This is a genomic window from Nonomuraea typhae (assembly GCF_009760925.1).
Taxonomy (GTDB): domain Bacteria; phylum Actinomycetota; class Actinomycetes; order Streptosporangiales; family Streptosporangiaceae; genus Nonomuraea; species Nonomuraea typhae.
The window spans coordinates 610,020-631,486 of the sequence record NZ_VRLV01000006.1; the positions used below are offsets into that span (position 1 = coordinate 610,020).

Here is a 21,467-nt window from a genome sequence, read left to right on the forward strand (position 1 = left end):
GTTGGTGCGACGTGGGGGCGGAGGGCCGGTTGCGGCTCCTGTGCTCGACGCGTACCAGCGTGCCGTGGTCGACCACCCCGGGGGCCCGCTCCTCGTGCTGGCCGGCCCCGGCACCGGCAAGACCACGACCGTCGTCGAGACCGTCGTCGACCGGATCGAACGCCGCGGCCTCGACCCCGAGCGCGTCCTGGTCCTCACGTTCAGCCGGAAGGCCGCCGGCGAGCTGCGCGAGCGCATCACCGGCCGGTTGCGGCGCACCACCCGCACCCCGCTGGCCCTCACCTTCCACAGCTACGCCTACGCGCTGCTGCGCCGCGAGGCCGTCCAGTCGGCGAAGGAACCACCCCGCCTGCTCAGCGGCCCCGAGCAACTGCTGGAGATCCGCCGCCTGCTCCACGGCGAGCTCGAGGACGGCGCCCGCGACTGGCCGCAGTCCCTGCGCGAGCCGCTGAAGACCCGCGGCTTCGCCGAGGAACTGCGCGACTTCCTGTCCCGCGCGGGCGAACGCGGCCTCGACGCCGCCCGCCTCGTCGACCTCGGCTACCAGCACGGCCGCGCCGACTGGGTGGCCGCGGGCAGGTTCTCGCTGCGCTACCAAGAGCGGTTCGACCTCGACCCCGAGCCCGTCCTGGACTACGCCGAGCTCATCAAGGCCGCCGCCGCGCTCCTGTCCGACCCCGAGGTACGGCGGCGCGAACGGGCCGCCTACGACGTCGTCTTCGTCGACGAGTACCAGGACACCGACCCCGCCCAGGAGCACCTGCTTCAGCACCTGGCCGGCGACGGCCGCGACCTCGTCGCCGTCGGCGACCCCGACCAGTCCATCTACGGCTTCCGCGGCGCCGACGTCCAGGGCATCATGCGCTTCCCGCAGCGCTTCCGCACCCTCGACGGCCGCGACGCCCCGGTGATCGCGCTGCGCGTGTGCCGCCGCAGCGGCGCCGACCTGCTCACCGCCTCCCGCAGGGTCGCCGCCCGCCTGCCCGCCGCCCCCACCCCGCACCTCACCGCCCTCTTCGAGGCGCCACCGGAGCCGGAGCGTGAGCCGGATCTGGACTTCGAAACGCTGCTGGCCGGCGGGCCCGCCGACGACCTGGTCAACGAGAGCGACCTCCCTGCGCCGGAGGCTCCTCGCGACGGCGCCCGGCCGGCCGCTCCCCGGGAGCCCAAGGCGTGGGGACACCGTGACCTGGTGCCGCTCGACGACGCGGAACCCGGTGAGGCGCGGGTGCTGCTGGCCGACTCCACCAGCCAGGAGGCGGCCGTCGTGGCCGACACCCTGCGCCGGGCCCACCTGATCGACGGCGTGCCCTGGCACCGGATGGCCGTGCTCGTCCGCTCGGCCACCCGGCAGGTGCCGCTGCTGCGGCGGGCCCTGGTGAGCGCGGGCGTGCCCACGATGGTGGCGGGGGACGAGGTCCCGATCGCCCAGGAACCCGGCGTCCGGCCCCTGCTCACGATGCTCCGCGTGGCGCTGTACCCGGGTGAGCTGGACGAGTCCGTGGCCGAGGAACTGCTCACCGGGCCGCTGGGCGGCACCGACATGATCGGCGTGCGCCGCCTGCGCCGGGCGCTCAAGATCGCCGAGAACGAGGCCGCATCCGCGGACCCTCCGGAGGACGAAGCCCACCCGGGCACCGGCACCGGCGACGCCGGGCCGTACACCAGACCTGAGACCACCGTCCGCTCCTCGGGGGAGCTGCTCGTCGCGGCGATCAAGGACGTGCGGGAGCTGACCCGGGTCGAGCCCCACGTCGCCCTGCCCGCCGAGCGGGTGGCCAAGCTGCTGCAGGCGGCCAAGGAGGCGGTCGCCGGTCAGGGCACCGCCGAGGAGGTGCTGTGGGCCATCTGGCACAGCAGCGGCCTGGCCGAGCGCTGGACCGAGCAGAGCCTGTCCGGCGGCGCCCGTGGCGCGCAGGCCGATCGTGACCTGGATGCCGTGGTGGCGTTGTTCGACCACGCGGCCCGGTTCGTGGATCGGATGCCGAGGGCCGGGGCCGAGGTGTTCCTGGACGACATCGCCTCCCAGGAGATCCCGGGGGACACGCTGGCCGAGCGGGCTCCGGACGGCGATGCCGTACGCATTCTGACGGCCCACCGCTCCAAGGGGCTGGAGTGGGACGTCGTGGTGGTGGCCGGCGTCCAGGAGGGCGTCTGGCCGGATCTGCGGCTGCGCGGTTCGATGCTGGGCGTGGAGGACCTGGTGGAGCTGGCCCAGGGCGGGCAGCCGAACACGGCTTCGCTGGTGTCGAAGCTGGTGGCCGAGGAGCGGCGGCTGTTCTACGTGGCCGCCACTCGGGCGCGGAAAAAGCTGGTGGTGACGGCGGTCGGCGGCGAGGACACCGACGAGCGGCCCTCGCGGTTCCTGGCCGAGCTGATGCCGGGCGCGGTGGAGACGGCGACGGTGGACGACCGGGCGCGGTGGCTGAGCATGTCCGCGCTGGTGGCCGACCTGCGCAGCGCGGTGACCGACGCGACCCGGCCGCAGAAGGTACGGCAGAAGGCCGCCCGGCACCTGGCGCGGCTGGCGGCGGCGGGTGTGCAGGGCGCCCATCCCAACGACTGGTACGCCCTGACCCCGATCTCCGACGACCGGCCGCTCGGCTGGCCGGACGACGTCGTGCGCATCTCGCCGTCGGCGGTGGAGAGCTTCACCAAGTGCGGCCTGCGCTGGCTGCTGGAGACGGCCGTCGGCGCCGCGGGGACGAGCACCGCCCAGGGCCTGGGCAACGTCATCCACGCGCTGGCGGTCCTGGCCGCGACGGACCTGCCCAGCGAGGATCTCCTGGGCCGCCGCCTGGACGAGATCTGGGGCGAGCTGGACTTCGGCGGCGTCTGGTTCAACCGCAAGCAGCGCCAGGTGGCCGAGCAGATGATCGCCAAGTTCCTGCGCTGGCACAAGGAAAACCCGAGGGAGCTGGTTGCGCTGGAGGAGTCGTTCACCGCGATCGTGGCCGAGGGCGTGCAGATCAAGGGCCGGGTGGACCGGGTCGAGCGGGACGCGGACGGCCGGGCGGTCATCATCGACCTCAAGACCGGCTCCAGCAAGCCCAAGGCGGGCGAGCTCGACCGCCACCCGCAGCTCGGCGTCTACCAGCTCGCCGCCCTGCTGGGCGCCTTCGCGCGGCACGGCATGACCGAGCCGGGCGGCGCCGCGCTCCTGCAAGTGGGCAAGGCGGGCGGCAAGAACGACGCCCTGGAGCAGGGGCAGCCCGCCCTGGCCGACGACCGGGACCCCGGCTGGGCCAAGGATCTGGTGGACACGGTGGCGACCGGCATGTCCGGCCCGTTCTTCCAGGCGAAGGTGAACGACGGCTGCCGCACGTGCGCGGCGAAGGCGAGTTGCCCGGTCAACGACAACGGGGGCCAGGTGTGCTGAGTCCGGTAGAGCTGGCCGACAAACTGGGCGTCCTGCCGCCGACGCCTGAGCAGGCGGTGGTGATCGAGGCCCCGCTGGAGCCGATGGTCGTCATGGCGGGCGCCGGTTCCGGCAAGAGCGAGACCATGGCCGGGCGGGTGGTCTGGCTGGTGGCCAACGGCCTGGTCCGGCCGGAGAACGTGCTCGGTCTCACCTTCACCCGCAAGGCCGCCGCCGAGCTGGCCAATCGCGTGCGCGAGCGCCTCAACGGCCTGGCCGAGGCGGGCCTGGTGGCGCCGTCGCTGCTGGACGACGAGCCGACCGTCTCCACCTACCACGCCTACGCCGCGCGCCTGGTGACCGACCACGCGCTGCGCGAGGCGCTGGAGCCGACGATGCGCCTGGTCACGCCGGCGGTCTCATGGCAGCTCGCCTCGCGGGTGGTGGCGATGTACGACGGGCCGATGGACAAGATCGAGCTGGGCCCGCCGTCGGTCACGGCGGCGGTGCTGGAGCTCGCGGGCGAGCTGTCGGAGCACCTGCGCGCGGGCGGCGACGTGCGCCGCGTGGGGGAGTGGCTGGACGAGCGGTACGGCAGGCTCCCGGCCAAGACGACGCTGGCCCAGCGCAAGCCGGTCTCCGTGCAGCGGGCGAGGGAGCAGCTGCTTCCCCTGGTGGAGGCGTACGAGCGGCTGAAGCGCGCCCGGGAGGTCATCGACTACGGCGACCAGATGTCGCTGGCCGCCCGGATCGCCGAGCGGCACCCCGAGGTGGGCGAGATCGAGCGCGGCCGCTTCTCGGTGGTCCTGCTGGATGAGTACCAGGACACCAGTCACGCCCAGCTCGTCCTGCTCAGAAGCCTGTACGGCGGCGGCCATCCGGTCACGGCGGTGGGCGACCCCTGCCAGTCCATCTACGGCTGGCGCGGCGCCTCGGCAGGCAACCTCCGCCGCTTTTCCCAAGATTTCCGGACAAGTTCCGGCGACCACGCCCCAGTCCGCCAGCTCAGCGTCAGCTTCCGCAACGGCGACCGCGTCCTCGACGTGGCCGCCCGCGTCCAGATCCCGCTGCGCATGGAAGCCAGAGAGGTCCCCGTCCTCGTCCCCGGCGCCAACCGCAAGGACCGCGGCCGGGTCACCTGCGCCTTCCACGAGACCGCCGAGGACGAGGCGGAGTGGATCGCCGAGGGCATCAAGAAGATCCTGGGCCAGGAGATCGCCCCCGACGGCCTGCCCTGGGGCGAGAAGGAACGCAAGAAGACCCTGGAACTCCAGCCCCAGGACGTGGCAATCCTGGCCCGCAAGCGCTCGCAGTTCCCCGCGCTGCGCCGCGCCCTGGAGGCCAGGGACATCCCGGTCGAGGTCGTCGGCCTGGGCGGCCTCCTGACGGTCCCCGAGGTCAACGACATCGTGGCCACCCTGCGCGCCCTCTACGACCCCACCGCGGGCGACGCCCTGGCCCGGCTCATGGCGGGCCCGCGCTGGCGGATCGGCCCCGCGGACCTGCGCCAGCTGGGCGAGCACGCCCGCGAGCTGACCCGCGAGGCCAGGGAAGGCGTGCAGCTCGACAAGGACCCGCTCAACCAGGTCGTCGCCGACCTGGCCGAGGAACGCGGCAGCCTCATCGACGCGCTGGACGAGCTGCCCGACCGCGAGGCGTGGCTGGCGTCGTTCTCCCCGCTGGCCAGGACCCGCCTGGTGGCCCTCGCCCACGAGCTGCGCCAGTTGCGCGCCCACACCGCCCAGCCGCTGCCCGACCTGATCACCGAGGTCGAACGGCGGCTCGGCCTCGACATCGAGGTGGCGGCCAGAGGCGGCACCGTGAGCGCCTTCGCCGCCCGCGCCGACCTGGACGCCTTCCTCGACGCCGCCTCCCGCTTCGCCGGGGACGCCGAGGACCCGACGCTGGGCGCCTTCCTGGCCTATCTGGAGGCGGCGGAGAGCGAGGAGTTCGGCCTGGAGGCGGGCCGGGTGGGCGAGAGCAACAGCGTCAAGCTGATGACCGTGCACGCCTCCAAGGGCCTGGAGTGGCCGGTCGTGGTGGTGCCCGGCCTGTCGCAGCTGATCAGCTCGAAGGGCACGATCGCCACCGGCAGCATGTTCCCCGCCACCCCGGTCACCAACAGCCGGTGGACGGACAACCCGCGCAAGCTCCCGTACCCCTTGCGCGGTGACGCGGCGGACCTGCCCGGGCTGGGCGGCCTGTCGAAGGAGGAACTGGCCGCCTTCGACGAGCGCTGCCGCGACCGCGACCTGATGGAGGAACGCCGCCTGGCCTACGTGGCGGTCACCCGCGCCCACTACCACCTGATCGCCTCCGGCTACCGCTGGGGCAGCGCCACCAAGCCGCTGGAGCCGTCGGACTTCCTCCTGGAGATCCGCGACACCAGCGACCGCGTCGCCTACTGGGCCGGCGACCTGGCGGAGGGGGCCACCAACCCGCTGCTGGACGAACCGGCCGAGGCGGTCTGGCCGGTGACGCCGGAAGGCGACCGGTACGAAGCGGTGCTGGACGGCGCCCGCCTGGTGGAGGACGCGCTGGCCGGAACCCTGGAGGAGGAGGGGGACGACCACCTGCGCTCGTTCGAGGAGGAACGCGTGCGCGCCTGGGACCGCGACACCGACCTGCTGCTGCGCGAGCGCGAGACCTACCGCAAGAACGCCGGAACCACGGTCGACCTCCCGGCCAGGCTGACCGTCTCCTCCCTGGTCACGCTGGCCACCGACGCCAAGGAACTGGCCCGCAGGATCCGCCGCCCGGTCCCCGTCAAACCCGCCCCGCTGGCCAGGCGGGGAACCTCCTTCCACCGCTGGCTGGAGACCCGCTGGGACCAGCAGCGCCTGATCGACGACTTCGAGCTGCCGGGCCTGGACATCGTGGAGGAGGAGGCGGACGTGCGCCTGGCCGAGCTCCAGGAACGCTTCGAGGAGAGCGAGTGGGCCGGCCGCAAGCCCCTGGACCTGGAGGTCCCCTTCGAAACCCTGATTGCCGACCGCGTGGTGCGCGGCCGCATGGACGCCGTCTTCGAGCTCCCGGACGGCAGGTACGAGGTCGTCGACTGGAAAACCGGCACCCGCCCCAAGGGCAAGGCCGCCAAGGCCGCCGCGGTCCAGCTGGCCGCCTACCGCCTGGCCTGGTCACACCTGGCCAGGGTGCCGGTCGAGCAGGTGGGCGCCGCCTTCCACTACGTCCGCTCCAACGAGACCGTCCGCCCGGTGAACCTCCTGGACGAAACGGGTCTGATCGCCTTGATCGAGGCCGTGCCTAGGCGTTCGTGAGGTAGCGGAAGGCCGGCGGGGGATGCATGAGGAAGTCGTGGTGGGAGATGTTCCAGGCGTAGGCGCCGGCCATGGCGAAGATCACGGTGTCGCCGGCGCGCAGTGACGTCGTGACGTTTCGGGCGAAGACATCCTTGGGGGTGCAGAGCTGGCCTACCAAGGTGACCGGCTCGTCGTGGAGGGCCTGGCCGGTGCCGGTGGGGAGCACCGTAAAGGGCTGGTCGTGGCCTTTCGTCACAGGGGTGCGCAGGTGGTGGGTGCCACCTAGCAGGATGGCGTAGGCCGCGCCGCGCACCCGCTTCACATCCACGACCTGGGTGACGTAGTAGCCGCAGTAGGCCGTCAGCGCGCGGCCCGGTTCGATGCGGACCACCTGCCCGGTACGGCGCAGCCGCGCCAGCCCGGCGCCGTACGCGGCCCAGTCGAAGCGGGCCCCCGGATCCCGGTAGTCCACCGCCATGCCGCCGCCCAGGTTCACCTCGTGGGGGTCGGTGGCCAGGAGGGATTCCGCCAGGCCCAGGAGCTGGTCCGCGTCCAGGCCGCTGGCCAGGTGGTAGTGACGGCCGCGCAGCCGTACCCGGTCGTCGAAGAGCGGCAGGCAGGCGCGCACGTCGTCGTCGTCCATCCCGAAGGGGCCGCTCATCGTCAGGGCGGCGCCCGAGACGGGGAGGTCGGGGTTGACCCGCAGCAGCACGTCGGCGCGGCGGCCCGTGGACAGGAGGCGGCGCAGTTCGCCGGGCGACTCCACGTGCAGGCGGTACGCGGGCAGGAGCAGCTCGGCGTCGGTCTTGCCCGGGCCGCCCAGGGCCAGCGGCTTGCCCGGGAACAGGGCGGCGACGTGGGCGTGTTCGCCTCCGGAGGAGACCTCGAAGCCGTCCACATGGGGTTCCAGGACGCGCAGCAGTTCGGGGTCGGGGTTGGCCTTGACCGCGTAGTACAGCTCGACGCCCGGCAACGCCTGCCGTACGGCGGCGGCGTGCGCGTCCAGGCCGGGCAGGTCGTACACGTAGGCGGGCCGCCCGGCGGCCGCCACGGCCAGGCGCTCAGGATCACCGCCCATGCGCCGGGCGTCCGCGTCACCGCCCATGCGCCGGGCGTCCGCGTCACCGCCCATGCGCCGGGCGTCCGCGTCACCGCCCGTACGGCCGACGTCCGCGTCGCCGCCCCTCCGGAGGGCCGTCATGCGAGCGGGTTCGCGATCGGGACGTACCCGGCGGAGCGGTCGGCGGCTCTGGCCCAGCGGACCGACAGGTTGGCCTTGGCGGGCAGCGGCGCCCCGGCCAGCAGGTCCGACAGGGGGAGCGGGTTGCCCAGGTCGGCGGCCGCCCCGGCGATGACCGCGGCGGCCGCGCGCCACAGGCGGGCCAGGGTGGCCTCGTCGGGGGCCACGCTGGCGGCGACCTCGGTGAGGTGGTTGACCAGCAGGCAGTACGCGACCCGCGCCCACCCGCGTTCGGCGTCGTAGGACAGGGCGTCGGCGACCCGGGCGGGCACCCCGGTCAGGTCGTGCCGTCCGGTGACCAGTTTGGTGCCCTCCAGGTCACGGAAGATCACCTCGGCGGGCATCCCGGCGGCGTCCAGCCCGATGAGCACGTTCTGCAGGTGCGGCTCCAGGACGACCCCGTGCCGGAAGTACGCCTCCAGCACCGGCGGCACCACGGTCGCGACGTAGGACTCCCACCAGGCGAGGGGGTCGGCGGCCTGGACGCCCTCGGCGGAGAGGGCGCCGGCCAGCACCGGCGTGATCCCGGGCGAGGTGACCGACCACGGGCTGGAGCGCACGATGACGCCGAGCCCCTCGAGGAGGCGGGTGCCGAGGCCGGCCGAGCGGTAGCCGGGCTCGGGCAGCCAGCGCGTCGCCGGATATTTCCGGGCAATATCCTGGAAAATCGGTTCGAGGCGCTGGTTCAACTCCACCGCCCCCGACAGCTCATACCAGGCGTTCTTCCGTACACAATTCGTGATCCGGACATCCAACGAGAACTTCAGGCACACCCCCAGATCCGGCGAATACACCGTCCGCACCGACGAGGTGGGCACCACCACCGGCCCCGGCCCCAGATCCACCAGCCGGTCATCGTAAACCGGCTTCAGCAGGGACAACTGCCACGGATGCGCCGGCAGGACCGCGAACCCCGCAGGCGCCTCGCCCAGCGCGTCCAGCACCCCGGCCGCCCCTTCCTCGGCCAGCACGTCCTTCCGCACCCCCAGCAGCCGGACCGGGAAGCGCGCATGCGCCTCGGGCGCGTAGGCCAGCCAGTCCCGCCCCCCGCGCGCCTTCGGGCTCGGATGGAACGGATGCCCGTACACCAGCGCCTGCTCGGAAGCCAGCCACGGGTCCGCGGGCGGCGTCGCGCCGGCCCGCGCCCGCAGGATCGCCTCCAGGGCCTCCCTGCTGGCCGCCACCTGCCCGGCGAACTCGCCGTTCACGCCGCCCGGGCTGAGGTCGGCCGCCGCCAGCCGTACCAGCTCCGCGGAGGTCAGCGGCACCCAGACGCCGCGCTCGAGCCGCTCGGGCGGCGAGGTGAAGCGCAGCGCGGCGCCACCGCGCGTGCGGGCCCGCAGCAACGTCCCGCCCACCCGCAGCAGCAGGTACGGCGGCGCCGGCCACACCAGCCCGCGCGGCCCCGCCACCTCGCGCACGCAGCAGCGCAGCAGCGCCGCCAGGGTCGCATCCTCGGCCGGCGGCACCGCCGCGGTGACGGAGTCGAGGACCAGGCTTTCCACGTCACGCTCTCCTCAGGTAGTTGGGGCCGCTGGCGCCGTAGTACTTGTTGACGTCGCGGGCGCCGCTGCGCTCCTTGGCCACGAGCGTGCCCGCGATGATCATCGATTTCCCGGTGAGCCGGGCCGCGTCGAGCGTCCTGGCGCGCAGCAGCCGGGCCATGGGGTCGTCGCCGTGCTCGTCCAGAGCGTCGGCGAGGGTGTCGCGCAGCAGCCGGGCGGCGCGTTCGTGCGGCAGCGCCCCGAACGCGACCGCGGCGGCGGCCAGGTGCAGCGTGATCGTCACGAACACGTCGGCCAGCGCGTGGGGGTCGTCGGTGAGCATGCGCTCGTCGGTGAAGTCCGGCACCTCGAGCCCGGCGGCGCGCAGCCTGGACGGCGAGGCCAGCAGCCCGTCGTTGTCCTTGACCAGAAGCTTCATGCCGGACGCGGTGAACACGAGGGCCAGGTTCTGCTGGTGCGCCTCCAGCGCCACGCCGTGCCGGACGAACAGCCGCACGTTCCAGCGCAGCAGGATCCGCAGGTATGCGGGGATGACGTCGCCGAGCCGGCCGAGCACGGTCGGCGCGGTGAGGGCGGCGACCGGCACGATCGTGCCCTCGGGCAGCCTGCGGATCATCCAGGCGAGGTACTCGTGGCCGGCGTGCGCCCAGCTCTGCTCGTCGGCGACCAGGACGTCCGGGTCGGCCAGTTCGCGCACCAGCAGCTCGGCCAGGGCGCCGTCGCGCAGCGTGCCCGGCTTGATCGAGCGCCGGTTGCGCACGCCCAGCGTGCTGATGGGCAGCGGCAGCTTGAGGTGGGTGCGGGCGTCGAGTTCGACCGTGCGCATCGACAGCGTCGGCCGCACGATCGTCTCCGGCCCCTCGACCTCGCGCACCCCGTCCGCCTTCAGCGCCTCGGCCAGGGTGAGCGGGTGCACGGGAAACGGCTCGTCGTATCCGGGCACCGCGACCCAGCGCAGCGCGAACGCGGGCCCGAACTCGGGCGCGTAGGCGAGCAGGTCCGCGGCGCCCATGCCGACCCGCGCCCGGGACGTCGGGTAGACCGGATGGTCCACGAACGCCGCGAGCGTCTCGTAGGACGGGCCGGCGGCCAGCACCCGCTCGGCGTGCGCCGCGTGCAGTTCCCCGGCCGCCAGCGCTGCGGCGCACTCGCCGGCGAAGGCGGCCACCCCCTCGGCGTCGGCCGGATCGGCGATCTCGGCCAGCGTGCCGAGCACCTGCGCCAGCCGCAGCCGCTCCTCGGGCGCCACCACGAAGTCCTGGTAGAGCACGCCGGGCACCAGCCGCACGACCATGCCGCCGGCCAGCGTCAGCCGCACGCCCTCGCGCGTCCTGCTCACCCGCCGCGACAGGCCGCCGTAGTCCTCGCGCAGCAGCGCGTCCAGCACCCTGGCGGCCAGCCTGGCCTCGGTGGCGCCCGGAGTCACGCCGAGATCACCCACGGCCGCTCCGCTCGGTAGGCCGCGACCGCCGCCTCCACCCGGGCCCGGTCCGGCCCCACGGCCCGGATCACGCCGAGATAGTCGCGGTTGGTGTGGGTCTGCACCACGTGGTCCCCGGCGGCGCGCAGCGGCCGGTGCCAGAGCCGGACGTCGCCTTCGGCGCGTTCCTCGGCTCCGGGCGCCGACGTGATCGTCCCCGACCGGTCGGCGACGAGGCTGACCGCCGTGCCGTACCCCGTCCCCAGCGGCCCGGCGGGCACGGGCTCGCCGAGGTGCACCCGCAGAATCCACTCGAAGACCGGCACGTCCACGATGTCGGCCAGCAGGAAGTCGCAGTGGTCGCCGATCACCCGGTAGTTCACCTCGACGATGCGCGGCCCGCGCGCCGTCTCCACGTACTCGGTGTGACAGGCGCCGAACCCGGCCCCCAGCGCCCGCAGGGCCGCCAGGACGTGCTCGTGCGGCCCGCCCGGCGCCCAGTCCAGCCGCTCCTCGACGAAGTGCGGCAACGGGCCCAGCGTCGTGGCGAACCCGCCGAGCACGCGCAGCTCGTTCCCGTCGCCCAGCGTCTCCAGCGTGCGCAGGGGGCCGTCGAGATACTCCTCCACGACCACCGCCTCGCCCGGCCGCGCCCGCCGTACCCGCTCGACCGCGGCGCCGAGGTCCTTCTCCACCAGCATCACGTCCTCGCTGGCCACCCCTTCGCGGGGCTTGACCACCAAGGGGTACGGCAGGCCGTCGGGAACCGGGTCGCCGGGGGCCAGCCGTACCGAGAACACCTCCTCCACGCCCGCCTCGGCCAGCCGGCGGCGGGTGAGGTACTTGTTCTTGGCCGCCAGGCACGCCCGCCAGTCCTTGCCGGGCAGGCCGAAGTAGTCGGCGGCCAGGGCGGTCTCGGCCTGGAGGTGGTCGGAGTTGGTGAAGATCGCGTCCGGGCGGCCGAGATGGGCGATGGCGTCGATGAGCGCGCGCGGGTCGCGCACGTCGCAGCCGACCGCGTCCGGGTGCCGGTCGGGCCGGTCGGTGAGGATCGTGACCGCGCAGCCGAGCGCCCGGGCCGCGGGCAGGAAGCCGTCGGTCACCGAGTCCGTCGGCTTGAGCGCGGTCAGATAGAGCCGCAAAGCAGGGCACCCCCGGGCATCAGGTAAGGCTAACCTAACTCGGCGATGATAGTGCCGGGACGATCACCTCGCTGCACGGACAGGGTAATCGGTCGGTAAATGAGAGTCTTCTCATCGTCGTCTCACCGACCTCTCCTCGGCCGAGCCTACGGTCCTGTCATGACCCGCAAGACCACACTCGTGGGCGCCGCGGTCGGCGCGGTGCTCGCCGCGCTGGCCATGACCATGGTGGTCAGGGCGGGCGCGGCCGAACCCGAGCTGGGCGGCGAGATCATCGTCACCCCCTCGGCGGTGGTCACGCCGTCGGAGCGGCGCGCGACCCCGGCGCCGTCGCCGGCGAAGGAGCGCGCGACGCCGACACCCACCCCGACCAGGAAGAAGACCAAGGCCGACCCGGTGCCACCCCCTTCGCCGACCAGGGGCGGCGGCGGGGATGATGATGACGATGACGACGACTGAGCAGGCAAGGTGAGCGCGAGAGCCCGGATCGTAGGCTGGATGCTCGCGGTCGTCAGCTTGGCGCTCGGCCTGTCCATCTTCGCCGCGTGGGAGGTCCTGCAGGCGCGGGTGGAGGAGCGGATCGCCACCGAGTTCGAGCACGAGGCCGGCGAACTGCGCACCTATGCCGCCAAACGCCCGGCCACCGACCTCGACCAGCTGTTCATCGGCTACCTCCAGGTCAACGTGGCCGACCGCTGGGAGTGGTTCTTCACGGTCGTGGACGGCCAGCCGCACCGCAAGGGCATCGGCCACTCGCCCGTCACCCTCGACGAGGACGCCGCGCTGGTCGCCCGGGTGGCCGAGGCCGAGCAACCCGAGGACGGCGCCTGGCCCACCCGCCAGGGCGAGGTCCGCTGGGCCTCCATCCCGGTCAAGGTCAAGGGCGACCCGCGCCAGGGCCACTTCGTCATGGCCATCCAGTACTCCCAGCACCGCCAGGAGGTCGTGGACGCCGTGCGCGTGCTCGCCCTGACCTCGCTGGCCGCCCTGGCGCTGGCCGGCGCGGCGGGCTGGTTCGTGGCCGGCCGCGTGCTCGCGCCGGTCCGGATGGTACGGCAGGCCGCCGAGCGCATCGGCGACTCCAGCGACCTGACCAGGCGCCTGGAGGTGGTCGGCAACGACGACGTGGCCGCGCTGGCCCGCACCTTCAACCACATGCTCGACCGGCTGCAGCGCGCCTTCGAGGTGCAGCGGGAGTTCGTGGACGACGCCGGGCACGAGCTGCGCACCCCGATCACCGTCATCCGCGGCCACCTGGAGCTCATGGGCGACGACCCGGCCGAGCGCGAGGAGACGCTCGCGCTGGTCACCGACGAGCTCAACCGCATGAACCGGATCGTCGACGACCTGCTCACGCTGGCCAAGTCGGAGCAGCCCGGCTTCCTGTCGCTGGAGGAGGTGGAGCTGGCCGACCTGACCGTCAGCGTCATCGCCAAGGCCAGGGCGCTGGGCGAGCGCGACTGGCGGGTGGACGAGGTGGCCGAGGCCAGGATCGTGGCCGACCGGCAGCGGCTCACCCAGGCGCTCATGCAGCTCGCCGCCAACGCTGTACGGCACACGCCCGAGGGCGCGCTCGTGGCCGCGGGCTCGGCGGTGGACGGCGACAAGGTCCGGCTCTGGGTGCGCGACGGCGGCCCCGGCGTGCGGCCGGAGGACCGCGAGCGCATCTTCCAGCGGTTCGTCCGCGCGGGCAGCCGTTCCCACCAGGGCGCCGGGCTGGGCCTGGCCATCGTCAGCTCCATCGCCGAGGCCCACGGCGGCCGGGTCTGGGTGGAGGACGGCGCCCGATTCATCATCGAACTGGAGGTCACGGGTTGAACCGGATACTCATCGCCGAAGACGAGGCCAGGATCGCCGCGTTCCTCGAAAAGGGGCTGCGCGGCAACGGCTTCGTCACCACGGTCGTGGAGGACGGCGAGGCCGCCTTCGAATACGCCCGCGGCGGCGAGTTCGACCTCATGGTGCTCGACATCGGGCTGCCGCTGAGCGACGGCTTCACCGTGCTGCGCAGGCTGCGGCAGGCCAGGGTGACGCTGCCCGTCATCATCCTGACCGCCCGCGACAGCGTGGCCGACACCGTCGCCGGGCTCGAGGGCGGCGCCGACGACTACATCCCCAAGCCCTTCGCCTTCGAGGAACTCCTGGCCCGCGTGCGCCTGCGGCTGCGCGCCGAGCGCACGCCCGAGGTGACCGTGCTGCGCGTGGGCGACCTCTCCCTCGACCTGCGCAGCCGCCGGGCCCACGTCGGCGGGCTGGTCGTGGAGTTGTCGGCGCGCGAGTTCGCGCTGGCCGAGGTGTTCTGCCGCCACCCCGACCAGGTGCTCACCCGCGAGCAGCTGCTCAGCCACGTGTGGGGCTTCGACTTCGACCCCGGCTCCAACGTGGTCGACGTCTACGTGCGCTACCTGCGCAAGAAGATCGGCGCCGAGCGGATCGAGACGCTGCGCGGCACGGGGTACCGGATGAAAGCCCTCTAACGGCGGCCTCACGGACGTCCCACGTCCAGGCCGACGACGACGATGACGACGGCTGGCCGAGGGGGGGTGGACACGGGCGCTGGAGGCACGTGGACCGGCGCCCAGGCCGCCGATCCGGTACGGACTCCAAGACCGGCCCCGCGGTCTTCTTCAAGGTCAAGGGCCTGGACCGCGGCGCCTGATCACCTGCGGCGGCGTCTTCGACCGCGAGAAGGGCAGCTACCGCGACAACATCGTGGCCTTCGCCCGCTGACCACGGCAGGTCCTGAGCCCGGCGCCGTACCCCGCGCCGGGCTCAGCCGCCCATCCAGTACAAGCGCCAGAACGTGTCCTTGTCCCCCTGCAGGGAGGCGAACCGCCGCACCCGCTTGCCCGAAAGATCCACGATGTCCACCCGCCACGGGCTCGCGCTGTAGTTGTAGATCAGTAGATGATCCCGGTTGTACCAGCCCCAGAACGCATGCTTGGCCGCCAGCGGGAACTCGCCGACCTTCCGGTCCTTCTCGTAGTCGATCACGCAGACGGCCGACGCCGGGCCCGCGCACCCGCCGGCCATCAGCGACCCGTTGACCGCCGCCGGCTGGTCCGCGCCCGACCGTATCCCGGCGACCGTGCGCTGGAGCCGCCCGTCGGGGGAGTAGAACCGCACCGGCCCGCCCAGCAGCAGATAGACCGAGCCGTCCGGCGCCCAGCCGAAGACCGACTCCTTGGTCAGCCCGCTCACCTCGACGTAGCGGGAGGTGCGCGTGGCCAGGTCCACCACGGCGAAGCCGGTGCCCTTGCCGTCGGTGTCGGTGACGGTCACCAGCACCTTCGACGACTCCCGGTTCCAGATCGGCCGCTTGACCACCAGCGGCGGCTCCACGGTCGGCACCGTGAAGACGGTCGCCAGTGACCGGTCGGTGAACTCCACGGTGTTGTTCTCGTCCGGCGCGTACTTCGGAGACTGGTAGACCGAGGCCACCAGCTTGCCGTCCGGCGCGATGATCGGCTCGCGGTACACCGGCAGGCGCAGGAACTCCGTCGTCTCGGGCTTCCTGACATACGACGGCTGGCGCAGGTCCTCCTCCTTGACCGTGAAGGACGACAGCCGGACCGGGTCCCGCGGGCTCTCGTAGAAGGTGGCCTTCAGCTCCGGCACGGCCATCTCGATGACGTCCGCCGCCGGGGGCCCGCTGAGCACGGGCGCCGGCCGCACGACCGGCCCGGCAGGAGCCGGAGTGGTGGGCGCGGCCGCCTTCTCCGGCTGCTGCCGGGTCAGCAGGACGCCGCCGGTGATCGCCACGGCCAGGGCCAGTGCCGTACCCACGACGAGGGCGGCGCGCCCGCGGCGGGGCCGGCGCGACTCCTCCAGGCCCTGGCGCAGCACCCCCTCGGAAACCGAGTCGGTGCGCCGCCTCGTGGGCACCGTCGGCCCGCCCCGCACCGGCCGGGAGGGCGGGTCCGGCACGGGCGGGTGCCCGAGCAGCCGCAGCAGCACCTGGCTGGCCCGCGGCCGCGCGCCCGGATCCTTGGCCAGGCAGCCCGCCACGATCTCCCGCAGGTCGCCTTCCAGGCCGCCGAGGTCGGGCTCCTCCGTCGTCAGCCGCCGCAGGATGGCCGGCACCGAGTCCTGGCCGAACGGCGCCCGCCCGGTCGCCGCGAAGACGATCGTCGCCGCCCACGCGAACAGGTCGGCCGAGGTGTCCGCCGACTCGTTCTCGAACTGCTCCGGCGCCATGTACGCGGGCGTGCCCACCGCGCCGCCGATCGTCGTCTCGCCCGCCGCCGCGCGGGCGATGCCGAAGTCGATGACCCGCGGCCCCTCCCGGCTCAGCAGCACGTTGGCCGGCTTGAAGTCCCGGTGCACGACCCCCGCGCGGTGGATGGCCGCCAGCGCGGTGATGGTCCCGACCGCGAGCCTGCGCAGCTCCCGCCCGGCGATCGGGCCCCGCTCCCGCACGCCCGCCTGCAGCGTCGGCCCGTCGATGTACTCGCTCACGATGTACGGCACGCCGTCCTCGCTGCCGGTGCCCAGCACCTGGGCGGTGCAGAACGAGGCCACCTCCGGCAGCACCCGCGCCTCGCGCAGGAACCGCGCGGCGGCCTCCGGGCCGGAGACCCGGTGCAGCACCTTGATGGCGACCTTCTCGCCATCCGGCGACTCGCCGAGGTGCACCACGCCCTGGCCGCCCGACCCCAGCGTGCCGAGGATCCGGAAGCCGCCGATGCGGTCAGGGGTGATCACGTCAGCTCCTGTTGAACCGGACGTCCGCGCGCCCGTCCTTCTTGGTCTCGAGCTCCGCCAGCTTCCGCAGCACCTTGCCCGTGAGGTCGGCCACCTCGATGGTCACCGTCGTCCCCGCCACCCGGCCGACGACCAGGTGGCTCTCGTCGTACCAGCTGTAGAAGTAGCCGGGGACGGCCTGCACGGTGGCGAAGCGCTTGCCCGTCTCGGTGTCCCAGACGCAGGTCGCGACCACCTTGCGCGAGCAACTGCTGGTGACGAAGTACTTGCCGGAGGGCGAGAAGAACGACTGGCCGATCGGCTGGCCGACCCAGTGCAGCGTGCGCACGACCTTGCCGGCCTGGTCGAAGAAGCGGATGCCCTGGAAGTCCCACCCCTTGTACCCGGAGGCGATCTGGCCGCCCGGCGCCCAGCGGTAGAAGTACGCCCGGCGCTCGTCCGGCTTCTGCTTGCGGAAGACGGCGACGTCCTCGGCGTTGAAGGTCTCCACGACGCGGGCGCTGCGCCGTTCGACGTCGATGAGGATGAAGCCGCGCACGAACGCGTCCTCCACCTGGGCGTCACGCTCCATCATCGTCAGCAGCAGCGTCTTGCTGTCGGCCGACCACAGGGGCGAGACGCCCCAGCGCGGGTTGGTGACGGTCGGGACGGTGAACTTCTCCCCGGTGGCCCGGTCGGTGAACTGCACGTCCAGCCGCTCCTCGGACAGGATGTGCAGCTCGTTGACCGTGGCCATCCACCGGTTGTCGGGGGAGATGGGCGTGAAGATGTTGTCGCCGCCGGTCCGCACGAAGGCCGAGCCGTCGGGGGTGCGCGCGTACGACGTCGAATCGCCGTTCTTGTCCTGGACCGAGTAGGCGGTGACGCGGACCTGGTCGCCCGGTTGCTCGAAGAGCGTGCCGGCGCCGTTGGGCAGGGTCACCTTGCCCGTCGGGGCGGCCAGCGGCGGCGGCGTGGCCGCGGCGGCCTTGGGCGGGCCGGAGGAGACGGGGGTGGTGCCCGCCGCCGCGCTGATGGTCCTGGGCGTCAGCAGGTAGCCGAGCGCGCCGAAGGCCAGCACGATGACCAGGCCGCCGGCCGTCAGCAGCAGGCCGGCCGGCCGCCGCCGGACCGGCTGGGGCGTGTCGGGCAGCACGGTCTCCAGCGCGCCGGAGTGGCCGAGCAGCCGTAACAGCGCCTCCTCCGCCCTGGGACGATGCACCGGCTCCTCCGCCAGGCAGTCGGCCACCAGCTCACGCAGTTCCCCTTGCAGGGCGCCCAGGTCGGCCGCGCCGTACCTGCGGCGTTTGTCCACCGCGCCGAAGGGGTCCTGGCCGGTCGCGGCGAAGGCGATCAGTGCGGCCCAGGCGAACATGTCGTCGGCCTGGCCGCCCTCCCCGCCGGGCAGGCCGCGCAGCACGTGCGGGCCGTCCTCGCCGAGCACGACCGTGTGCGGGCCCAGGTCGCCGTGGCGGCCTCCGGTGCGGTGGACGGAGGCGAGCGCGGTCAGCACGGCGAGCGCGAGGCGGTAGGTGGCGTTGGGCGCCAGCGCGCCGCCCGACCGCACCGCCTCGGCCAGAGTCGGCCCCTCCGCCCGGTCGGTGACCAGGATGCCGGAGTCCATGCCGGTTTACCTCCGTGTGTAGGTGTAGATCAGGTCGTCGCGGTCGTCCTTGCCGACCAGCTCGCCCATCACCCGCTGCGTACGGCCACGCAGGTCGATGGCGATGATCTGGTGGACCGCCTTGTCCTTGTCGCGCGGCTCGGTGATGATCAGGTGGCTGTCGTCGTACCAGCTCAGTAGCGTGCCGCCCTTGCTGCCGTACACCGCCACGGTCGCCTGGCGGCCCCAGGACTGAGGGTCCCAGAGGCAGAAGCTGCCGCCGCTCGGGCACAGGGTCAGGAACGAGGTGTTCGACGGGTTGAAGCTGCGCCGTCCCCAGAGCTGGCCGACCCAGTGCCTGGTCCACAACTCCCGGCCGCCCAGGTCGCGGGCCCTGAGCCCCCAGCCGGTCTCGGTCTTGTAGTCGATGAGCACGCCGGAGGAGTCGGGCAGCCAGGCGTAGATGCGCTCGCCCTTGTCCTGGGTGTTCACCGTGGCGGTGGTCCTGGTGACCGGGTCCACGAGGGCGAAGCCCATGGCCAGTTCGGGGTCGCCGCCGTCGGTGATGTTGAGCAGCAGGCGCTTGGAGTCCGGCGACCAGGTCGGCAGCGTGAGCGTCCCGCTGACCTGCGGCGTGAGGGCGAACTGCTCCTTCGTCTGCAGGTTGATGATCGTCAGGGTGGGTTCCGCGTACAGCGCCAGCCACTTGCCGTCGGGCGAGAAGCCGGGCTCCGCGTTGGAGATCTTCGACTTGACGAAGGTGTCGCCCTCGCGGATGTAGGTGTCCTTGCCCACCCGGTAGGCGCGGAGGATGACCGGGTCGGAAGGGTTCTCGTGCAGGGTCAGCCCGATCCCGGCCGCCTTGACCGACGCGGTGGGCTTGGGCGGCGGCGTGGGGTCCGGCTGCGCGGGGCGCACGCTCATGCTGGGCGCGGCGGAGGCGCCGGGCGGGGTGGAGGGCGCGGCCGCGATCCCCTGCGGCGCGTTCGGCCGCGTGACCCGCGCGAGGGCGTGCCCGCCGCCGGCCGACAGCACCGCCAGCACCACCGCGGCGGCCACCAGCGCGGGCGCCCTGGACCGGCGTCTGGGCGGCGCCTCCTCGATGATCGGCGGCAGGTCGGTGAGCATCGAGTGGCCCACCAGCCGCATCAGCGCCTCACTGGCCGACGGCCGCAGGCCCGGATCCTTGGCCAGGCACGCGGCCACGATCTGGCGCGGCGGATCGGCCACGCCGGACAGGTCCGGCTCCTCCCGCAGGATGCGGTTCATCGCGGCCGACAGCGAGTTGGAGTGGAAGGGCGACTGCCCGGTGGCCGCGAAGGCCACGGTCGCGCCCCAGGAGAACAGGTCGGCCGAGGGCGGGAAGAGCGCGCCGGCGAACTGCTCGGGCGCCAGGAAGGCGGGGGATGCGACCTGCTGGGTGGCGATCGCCGCGCCCGACTCGACCGCGGCGGCGACCCCGGTGTTGATCACCCGGGGGCCGTCCGGCCCGAGCAGGACGTTGTCCGGCCGCAGCGCGCCGTGCACCGCCCCGGCCTGGTGGATGGCGGCCAGCGCGGTCATGGTGGCGATGGCCAGCCGGTGGAGCGCCGCCCCGCCCAGCGGCCCGTGCTCGATGACCGCCTGCCGCAGGCTCACCCCGTCCACGAACTCGGACACGACGTACGGCCGCGCCCCCTCGATCCCGGCGTCCAGGATCATCGCGCTGTGGAACGCCTCCACGCGCTTGAGCCGCTCAGCACGCTGCAGGAAGTTCTGCGGACTCTCGAGTTCGGTGCTGAAGAGCTTGATCGCCACCCGTTCCCCGCCGGGACCACGGCCTGCGTAGACCTCGCCGGCCGGGCCCTCGGAAAGCGCGTGCTCCAGCGTGTAGTCCCCGAGTTGCCGCGGGTCTCGTAAAGGCATCGACCAAGGGCCTCCGATCATCTCGACGCTGCGAGCCAATTATGTGGTTATGTGGGTTTCGGCCGGAAGTATGGCGGCAGAGCCTTCCCGGAACCGGCGTCATAGGGTGTCCGCGTGGAAACAAGGGCAGAAGAGCAACTGATCGGGCCACTGCTACTCGCACGCGGCACCATCGACCGATCCGCGCTGCTGCGCGGAGACACCGCCTGGCTGGAACGTGCCTGGGCAGCCCCGTCCACCCGCGTTCTGATCATCAACGACGGCCACACACTCGTCCGCCGCACCGGCGAGGACGTCGAGGCCGTCCTCTACCCGGTCACCGAAGCACCGGAAGGCGAGCGCTACCTGCTCGGCGTCGAGGACGGCACCGCCTACTTCGCGGTCGCCGCGCCGCTGCCCGGCGTCGACGCCGAGCTCAACGGCCGCGTGACCGTCCCCATGAACCTGCGCGACACCCCCGAAGGCGAACCGGTCGTGGCCGGGCTGCGCCAGGTGGGCGGGCTGCTCGGTGACCGCGACGCCGGACTCCTGGTCTACGCCGTGGCCCTGGAGGCATGGCACACCACCCACGAATTCTGCCCGCGCTGCGGCAGCCGTACCCGAGTCGAGTCCGGAGGGCACGTCAGGGTCTGCCCCGTGGACGGCTCGCAGCACTTCCCCCGCGTCGACCCCGCGGTGATCATGCTGGTGCGCGACCAGGACGACCGCTGCCTGCTGGCCCGCGGCCCCCAGTGGCCCGAGGGGCGGCTGTCGATCCTGGCCGGGTTCGTCGAACCGGGGGAGTCGCTGGAGCACGCGGTCATCCGCGAGGTGGCCGAAGAGGTCGGCATCACCGTGACCAACCCCCGCTACCTGGGCAGCCAGCCGTGGCCCTTCCCCCGCAGCCTCATGCTCGGCTTCTTCGCCGAGGCCCTGTCCACCACGCTCACCCCCGACACCGAGGAGATCGCCGAAGCCCGGTGGTACTCACGCGAGCAGCTCGCCGAGGCGCTGGCCACGGGCGAGCTGCGACTGCCGCCGCCGGTCTCGATCGCCCGGCGGCTGATCGAGACCTGGTACGGCGACCACCTGGCCGGCGACTGGTAGGGCTCAGGCGGCCTTGAGCAGCGCCTTGACCTCGCGCGCCGACGGGTTGGTCCGCACGACCCTGCCCCCGGAGGTCTCGATGACCACCGTCGGCACGACCTGGTTGCCGTTGTTCACGCTCTCCACGAACGCGGCGGCTTCGGGGTTGGCCTCGATGTCGACCTCGCTGAAGGTGATGTCTTCACGGGTCAGCTGCGACTTGAGCCGCTTGCAGGGGCCGCACCAGGTGGTGGTGTAGACCGTCAGCGCCATGAGGGGATTCCTT

At 73.0% G+C, this 21,467-nt stretch carries 14 protein-coding genes; 6 read left to right on the top strand and 8 right to left on the bottom strand.

What is annotated here, in order from left to right; genetic code table 11:
• The first annotated feature begins 40 nt into the window (after positions 1-40).
• Together FVE25_RS25700 and FVE25_RS25705 are read left to right on the top strand one after the other, a co-directional pair.
• Positions 41-3,379, top strand: a complete 3,339-nt coding sequence (locus tag FVE25_RS25700; RefSeq protein ID WP_157249584.1) for an ATP-dependent helicase — start codon at positions 41-43, stop codon at positions 3,377-3,379.
• On the top strand, positions 3,373-6,636 hold the full coding sequence (locus FVE25_RS25705; protein ID WP_157249585.1) for an ATP-dependent helicase: 3,264 nt from the start codon (positions 3,373-3,375) through the stop codon (positions 6,634-6,636). Before FVE25_RS25700 ends, FVE25_RS25705 begins: the two co-directional genes overlap by 7 nt.
• Here the strand turns inward: FVE25_RS25705 and FVE25_RS25710 are convergent.
• Genes FVE25_RS25710 through FVE25_RS25725 form a run of 4 tightly spaced genes read right to left on the bottom strand, consistent with a single transcriptional unit; the run spans position 6,623 to position 11,925 of the window.
• Entirely contained in the window at positions 6,623-7,819 is a 1,197-nt protein-coding gene (locus tag FVE25_RS25710; RefSeq protein WP_246267424.1) for a type III PLP-dependent enzyme domain-containing protein, read from the bottom strand. The two genes, FVE25_RS25705 and FVE25_RS25710, sit on opposite strands and share 14 nt — an antisense overlap.
• Positions 7,816-9,363 carry an IucA/IucC family protein gene (locus FVE25_RS25715; protein WP_157249586.1) on the bottom strand — a complete coding sequence of 516 codons (1,548 nt, stop codon included), beginning with the start codon at positions 9,361-9,363 and terminating at the stop codon, positions 7,816-7,818. The genes FVE25_RS25710 and FVE25_RS25715 overlap by 4 nt, the downstream gene beginning before the upstream one ends.
• Position 9,364: 1 nt before the next feature.
• Positions 9,365-10,804 carry an IucA/IucC family protein gene (locus tag FVE25_RS25720; protein WP_246267426.1) on the bottom strand — a complete coding sequence of 480 codons (1,440 nt, stop codon included), beginning with the start codon at positions 10,802-10,804 and terminating at the stop codon, positions 9,365-9,367.
• Positions 10,786-11,925 carry an ATP-grasp domain-containing protein gene (locus tag FVE25_RS25725; RefSeq protein WP_157249587.1) on the bottom strand — a complete coding sequence of 380 codons (1,140 nt, stop codon included), beginning with the start codon at positions 11,923-11,925 and terminating at the stop codon, positions 10,786-10,788. Before FVE25_RS25725 ends, FVE25_RS25720 begins: the two co-directional genes overlap by 19 nt.
• A gap of 159 nt (positions 11,926-12,084) precedes the next feature.
• On the opposite strand from FVE25_RS25725, the gene FVE25_RS25730 reads away from it, so the two are divergent.
• Genes FVE25_RS25730 through FVE25_RS25740 form a run of 3 tightly spaced genes read left to right on the top strand, consistent with a single transcriptional unit; the run spans position 12,085 to position 14,402 of the window.
• The gene (locus tag FVE25_RS25730) at positions 12,085-12,384 is read left to right on the top strand and encodes a hypothetical protein (protein WP_157249588.1); all 300 of its coding nucleotides are present in this window, start codon (positions 12,085-12,087) and stop codon (positions 12,382-12,384) included.
• Between the two features lie 39 nt (positions 12,385-12,423).
• Complete coding sequence (locus FVE25_RS25735) at positions 12,424-13,743, top strand: sensor histidine kinase (RefSeq protein WP_219825629.1); 1,320 nt, start codon at positions 12,424-12,426, stop codon at positions 13,741-13,743.
• A complete protein-coding gene (locus tag FVE25_RS25740) occupies positions 13,740-14,402 on the top strand; it encodes a response regulator transcription factor (protein ID WP_157249590.1) in 663 nt (220 codons plus the stop codon). The genes FVE25_RS25735 and FVE25_RS25740 overlap by 4 nt, the downstream gene beginning before the upstream one ends.
• A 295-nt stretch (positions 14,403-14,697) precedes the next feature.
• On the opposite strand, the gene FVE25_RS25745 is transcribed toward FVE25_RS25740, so the two are convergent.
• Genes FVE25_RS25745 through FVE25_RS25755 form a run of 3 tightly spaced genes read right to left on the bottom strand, consistent with a single transcriptional unit; the run spans position 14,698 to position 20,116 of the window.
• Positions 14,698-16,629: a serine/threonine protein kinase gene (locus FVE25_RS25745; protein ID WP_157249591.1), complete on the bottom strand. Its 1,932-nt coding sequence runs from the start codon at positions 16,627-16,629 to the stop codon at positions 14,698-14,700.
• Between the two features lies 1 nt (position 16,630).
• A complete protein-coding gene (locus tag FVE25_RS25750) occupies positions 16,631-18,232 on the bottom strand; it encodes a WD40 repeat domain-containing protein (RefSeq protein ID WP_157249592.1) in 1,602 nt (533 codons plus the stop codon).
• 6 nt (positions 18,233-18,238) lie between these two features.
• Complete coding sequence (locus FVE25_RS25755; RefSeq protein WP_181019710.1) at positions 18,239-20,116, bottom strand: serine/threonine protein kinase; 1,878 nt, start codon at positions 20,114-20,116, stop codon at positions 18,239-18,241.
• Between the two features lie 114 nt (positions 20,117-20,230).
• Between FVE25_RS25755 and nudC the strand changes: the two genes are divergently transcribed.
• Positions 20,231-21,202, top strand: coding sequence for an NAD(+) diphosphatase (nudC, locus tag FVE25_RS25760; RefSeq protein ID WP_157249594.1), 972 nt, complete (start codon positions 20,231-20,233; stop codon positions 21,200-21,202).
• A gap of 3 nt (positions 21,203-21,205) precedes the next feature.
• Here nudC and FVE25_RS25765 read toward each other — a convergent pair whose 3' ends face one another.
• Positions 21,206-21,454, bottom strand: a complete 249-nt coding sequence (locus FVE25_RS25765; RefSeq protein ID WP_157249595.1) for a glutaredoxin family protein — start codon at positions 21,452-21,454, stop codon at positions 21,206-21,208.
• Positions 21,455-21,467: the final 13 nt, after the last annotated feature.

Excerpts from the sequence above, each read along its gene's own strand:
- FVE25_RS25710 (WP_246267424.1), bottom strand. The coding sequence starts at position 7,819 with ATGACGGCCCTCCGGAGGGGCGGCGACGCGGACGTCGGCCGTACGGGC.
- FVE25_RS25730 (WP_157249588.1), top strand. The coding sequence starts at position 12,085 with ATGACCCGCAAGACCACACTCGTGGGCGCCGCGGTCGGCGCGGTGCTC.
- FVE25_RS25735 (WP_219825629.1), top strand. The coding sequence starts at position 12,424 with ATGCTCGCGGTCGTCAGCTTGGCGCTCGGCCTGTCCATCTTCGCCGCG.
- FVE25_RS25750 (WP_157249592.1), bottom strand. The coding sequence starts at position 18,232 with ATGGACTCCGGCATCCTGGTCACCGACCGGGCGGAGGGGCCGACTCTG.
- FVE25_RS25755 (WP_181019710.1), bottom strand. The coding sequence starts at position 20,116 with ATGCCTTTACGAGACCCGCGGCAACTCGGGGACTACACGCTGGAGCAC.
- FVE25_RS25765 (WP_157249595.1), bottom strand. The coding sequence starts at position 21,454 with ATGGCGCTGACGGTCTACACCACCACCTGGTGCGGCCCCTGCAAGCGG.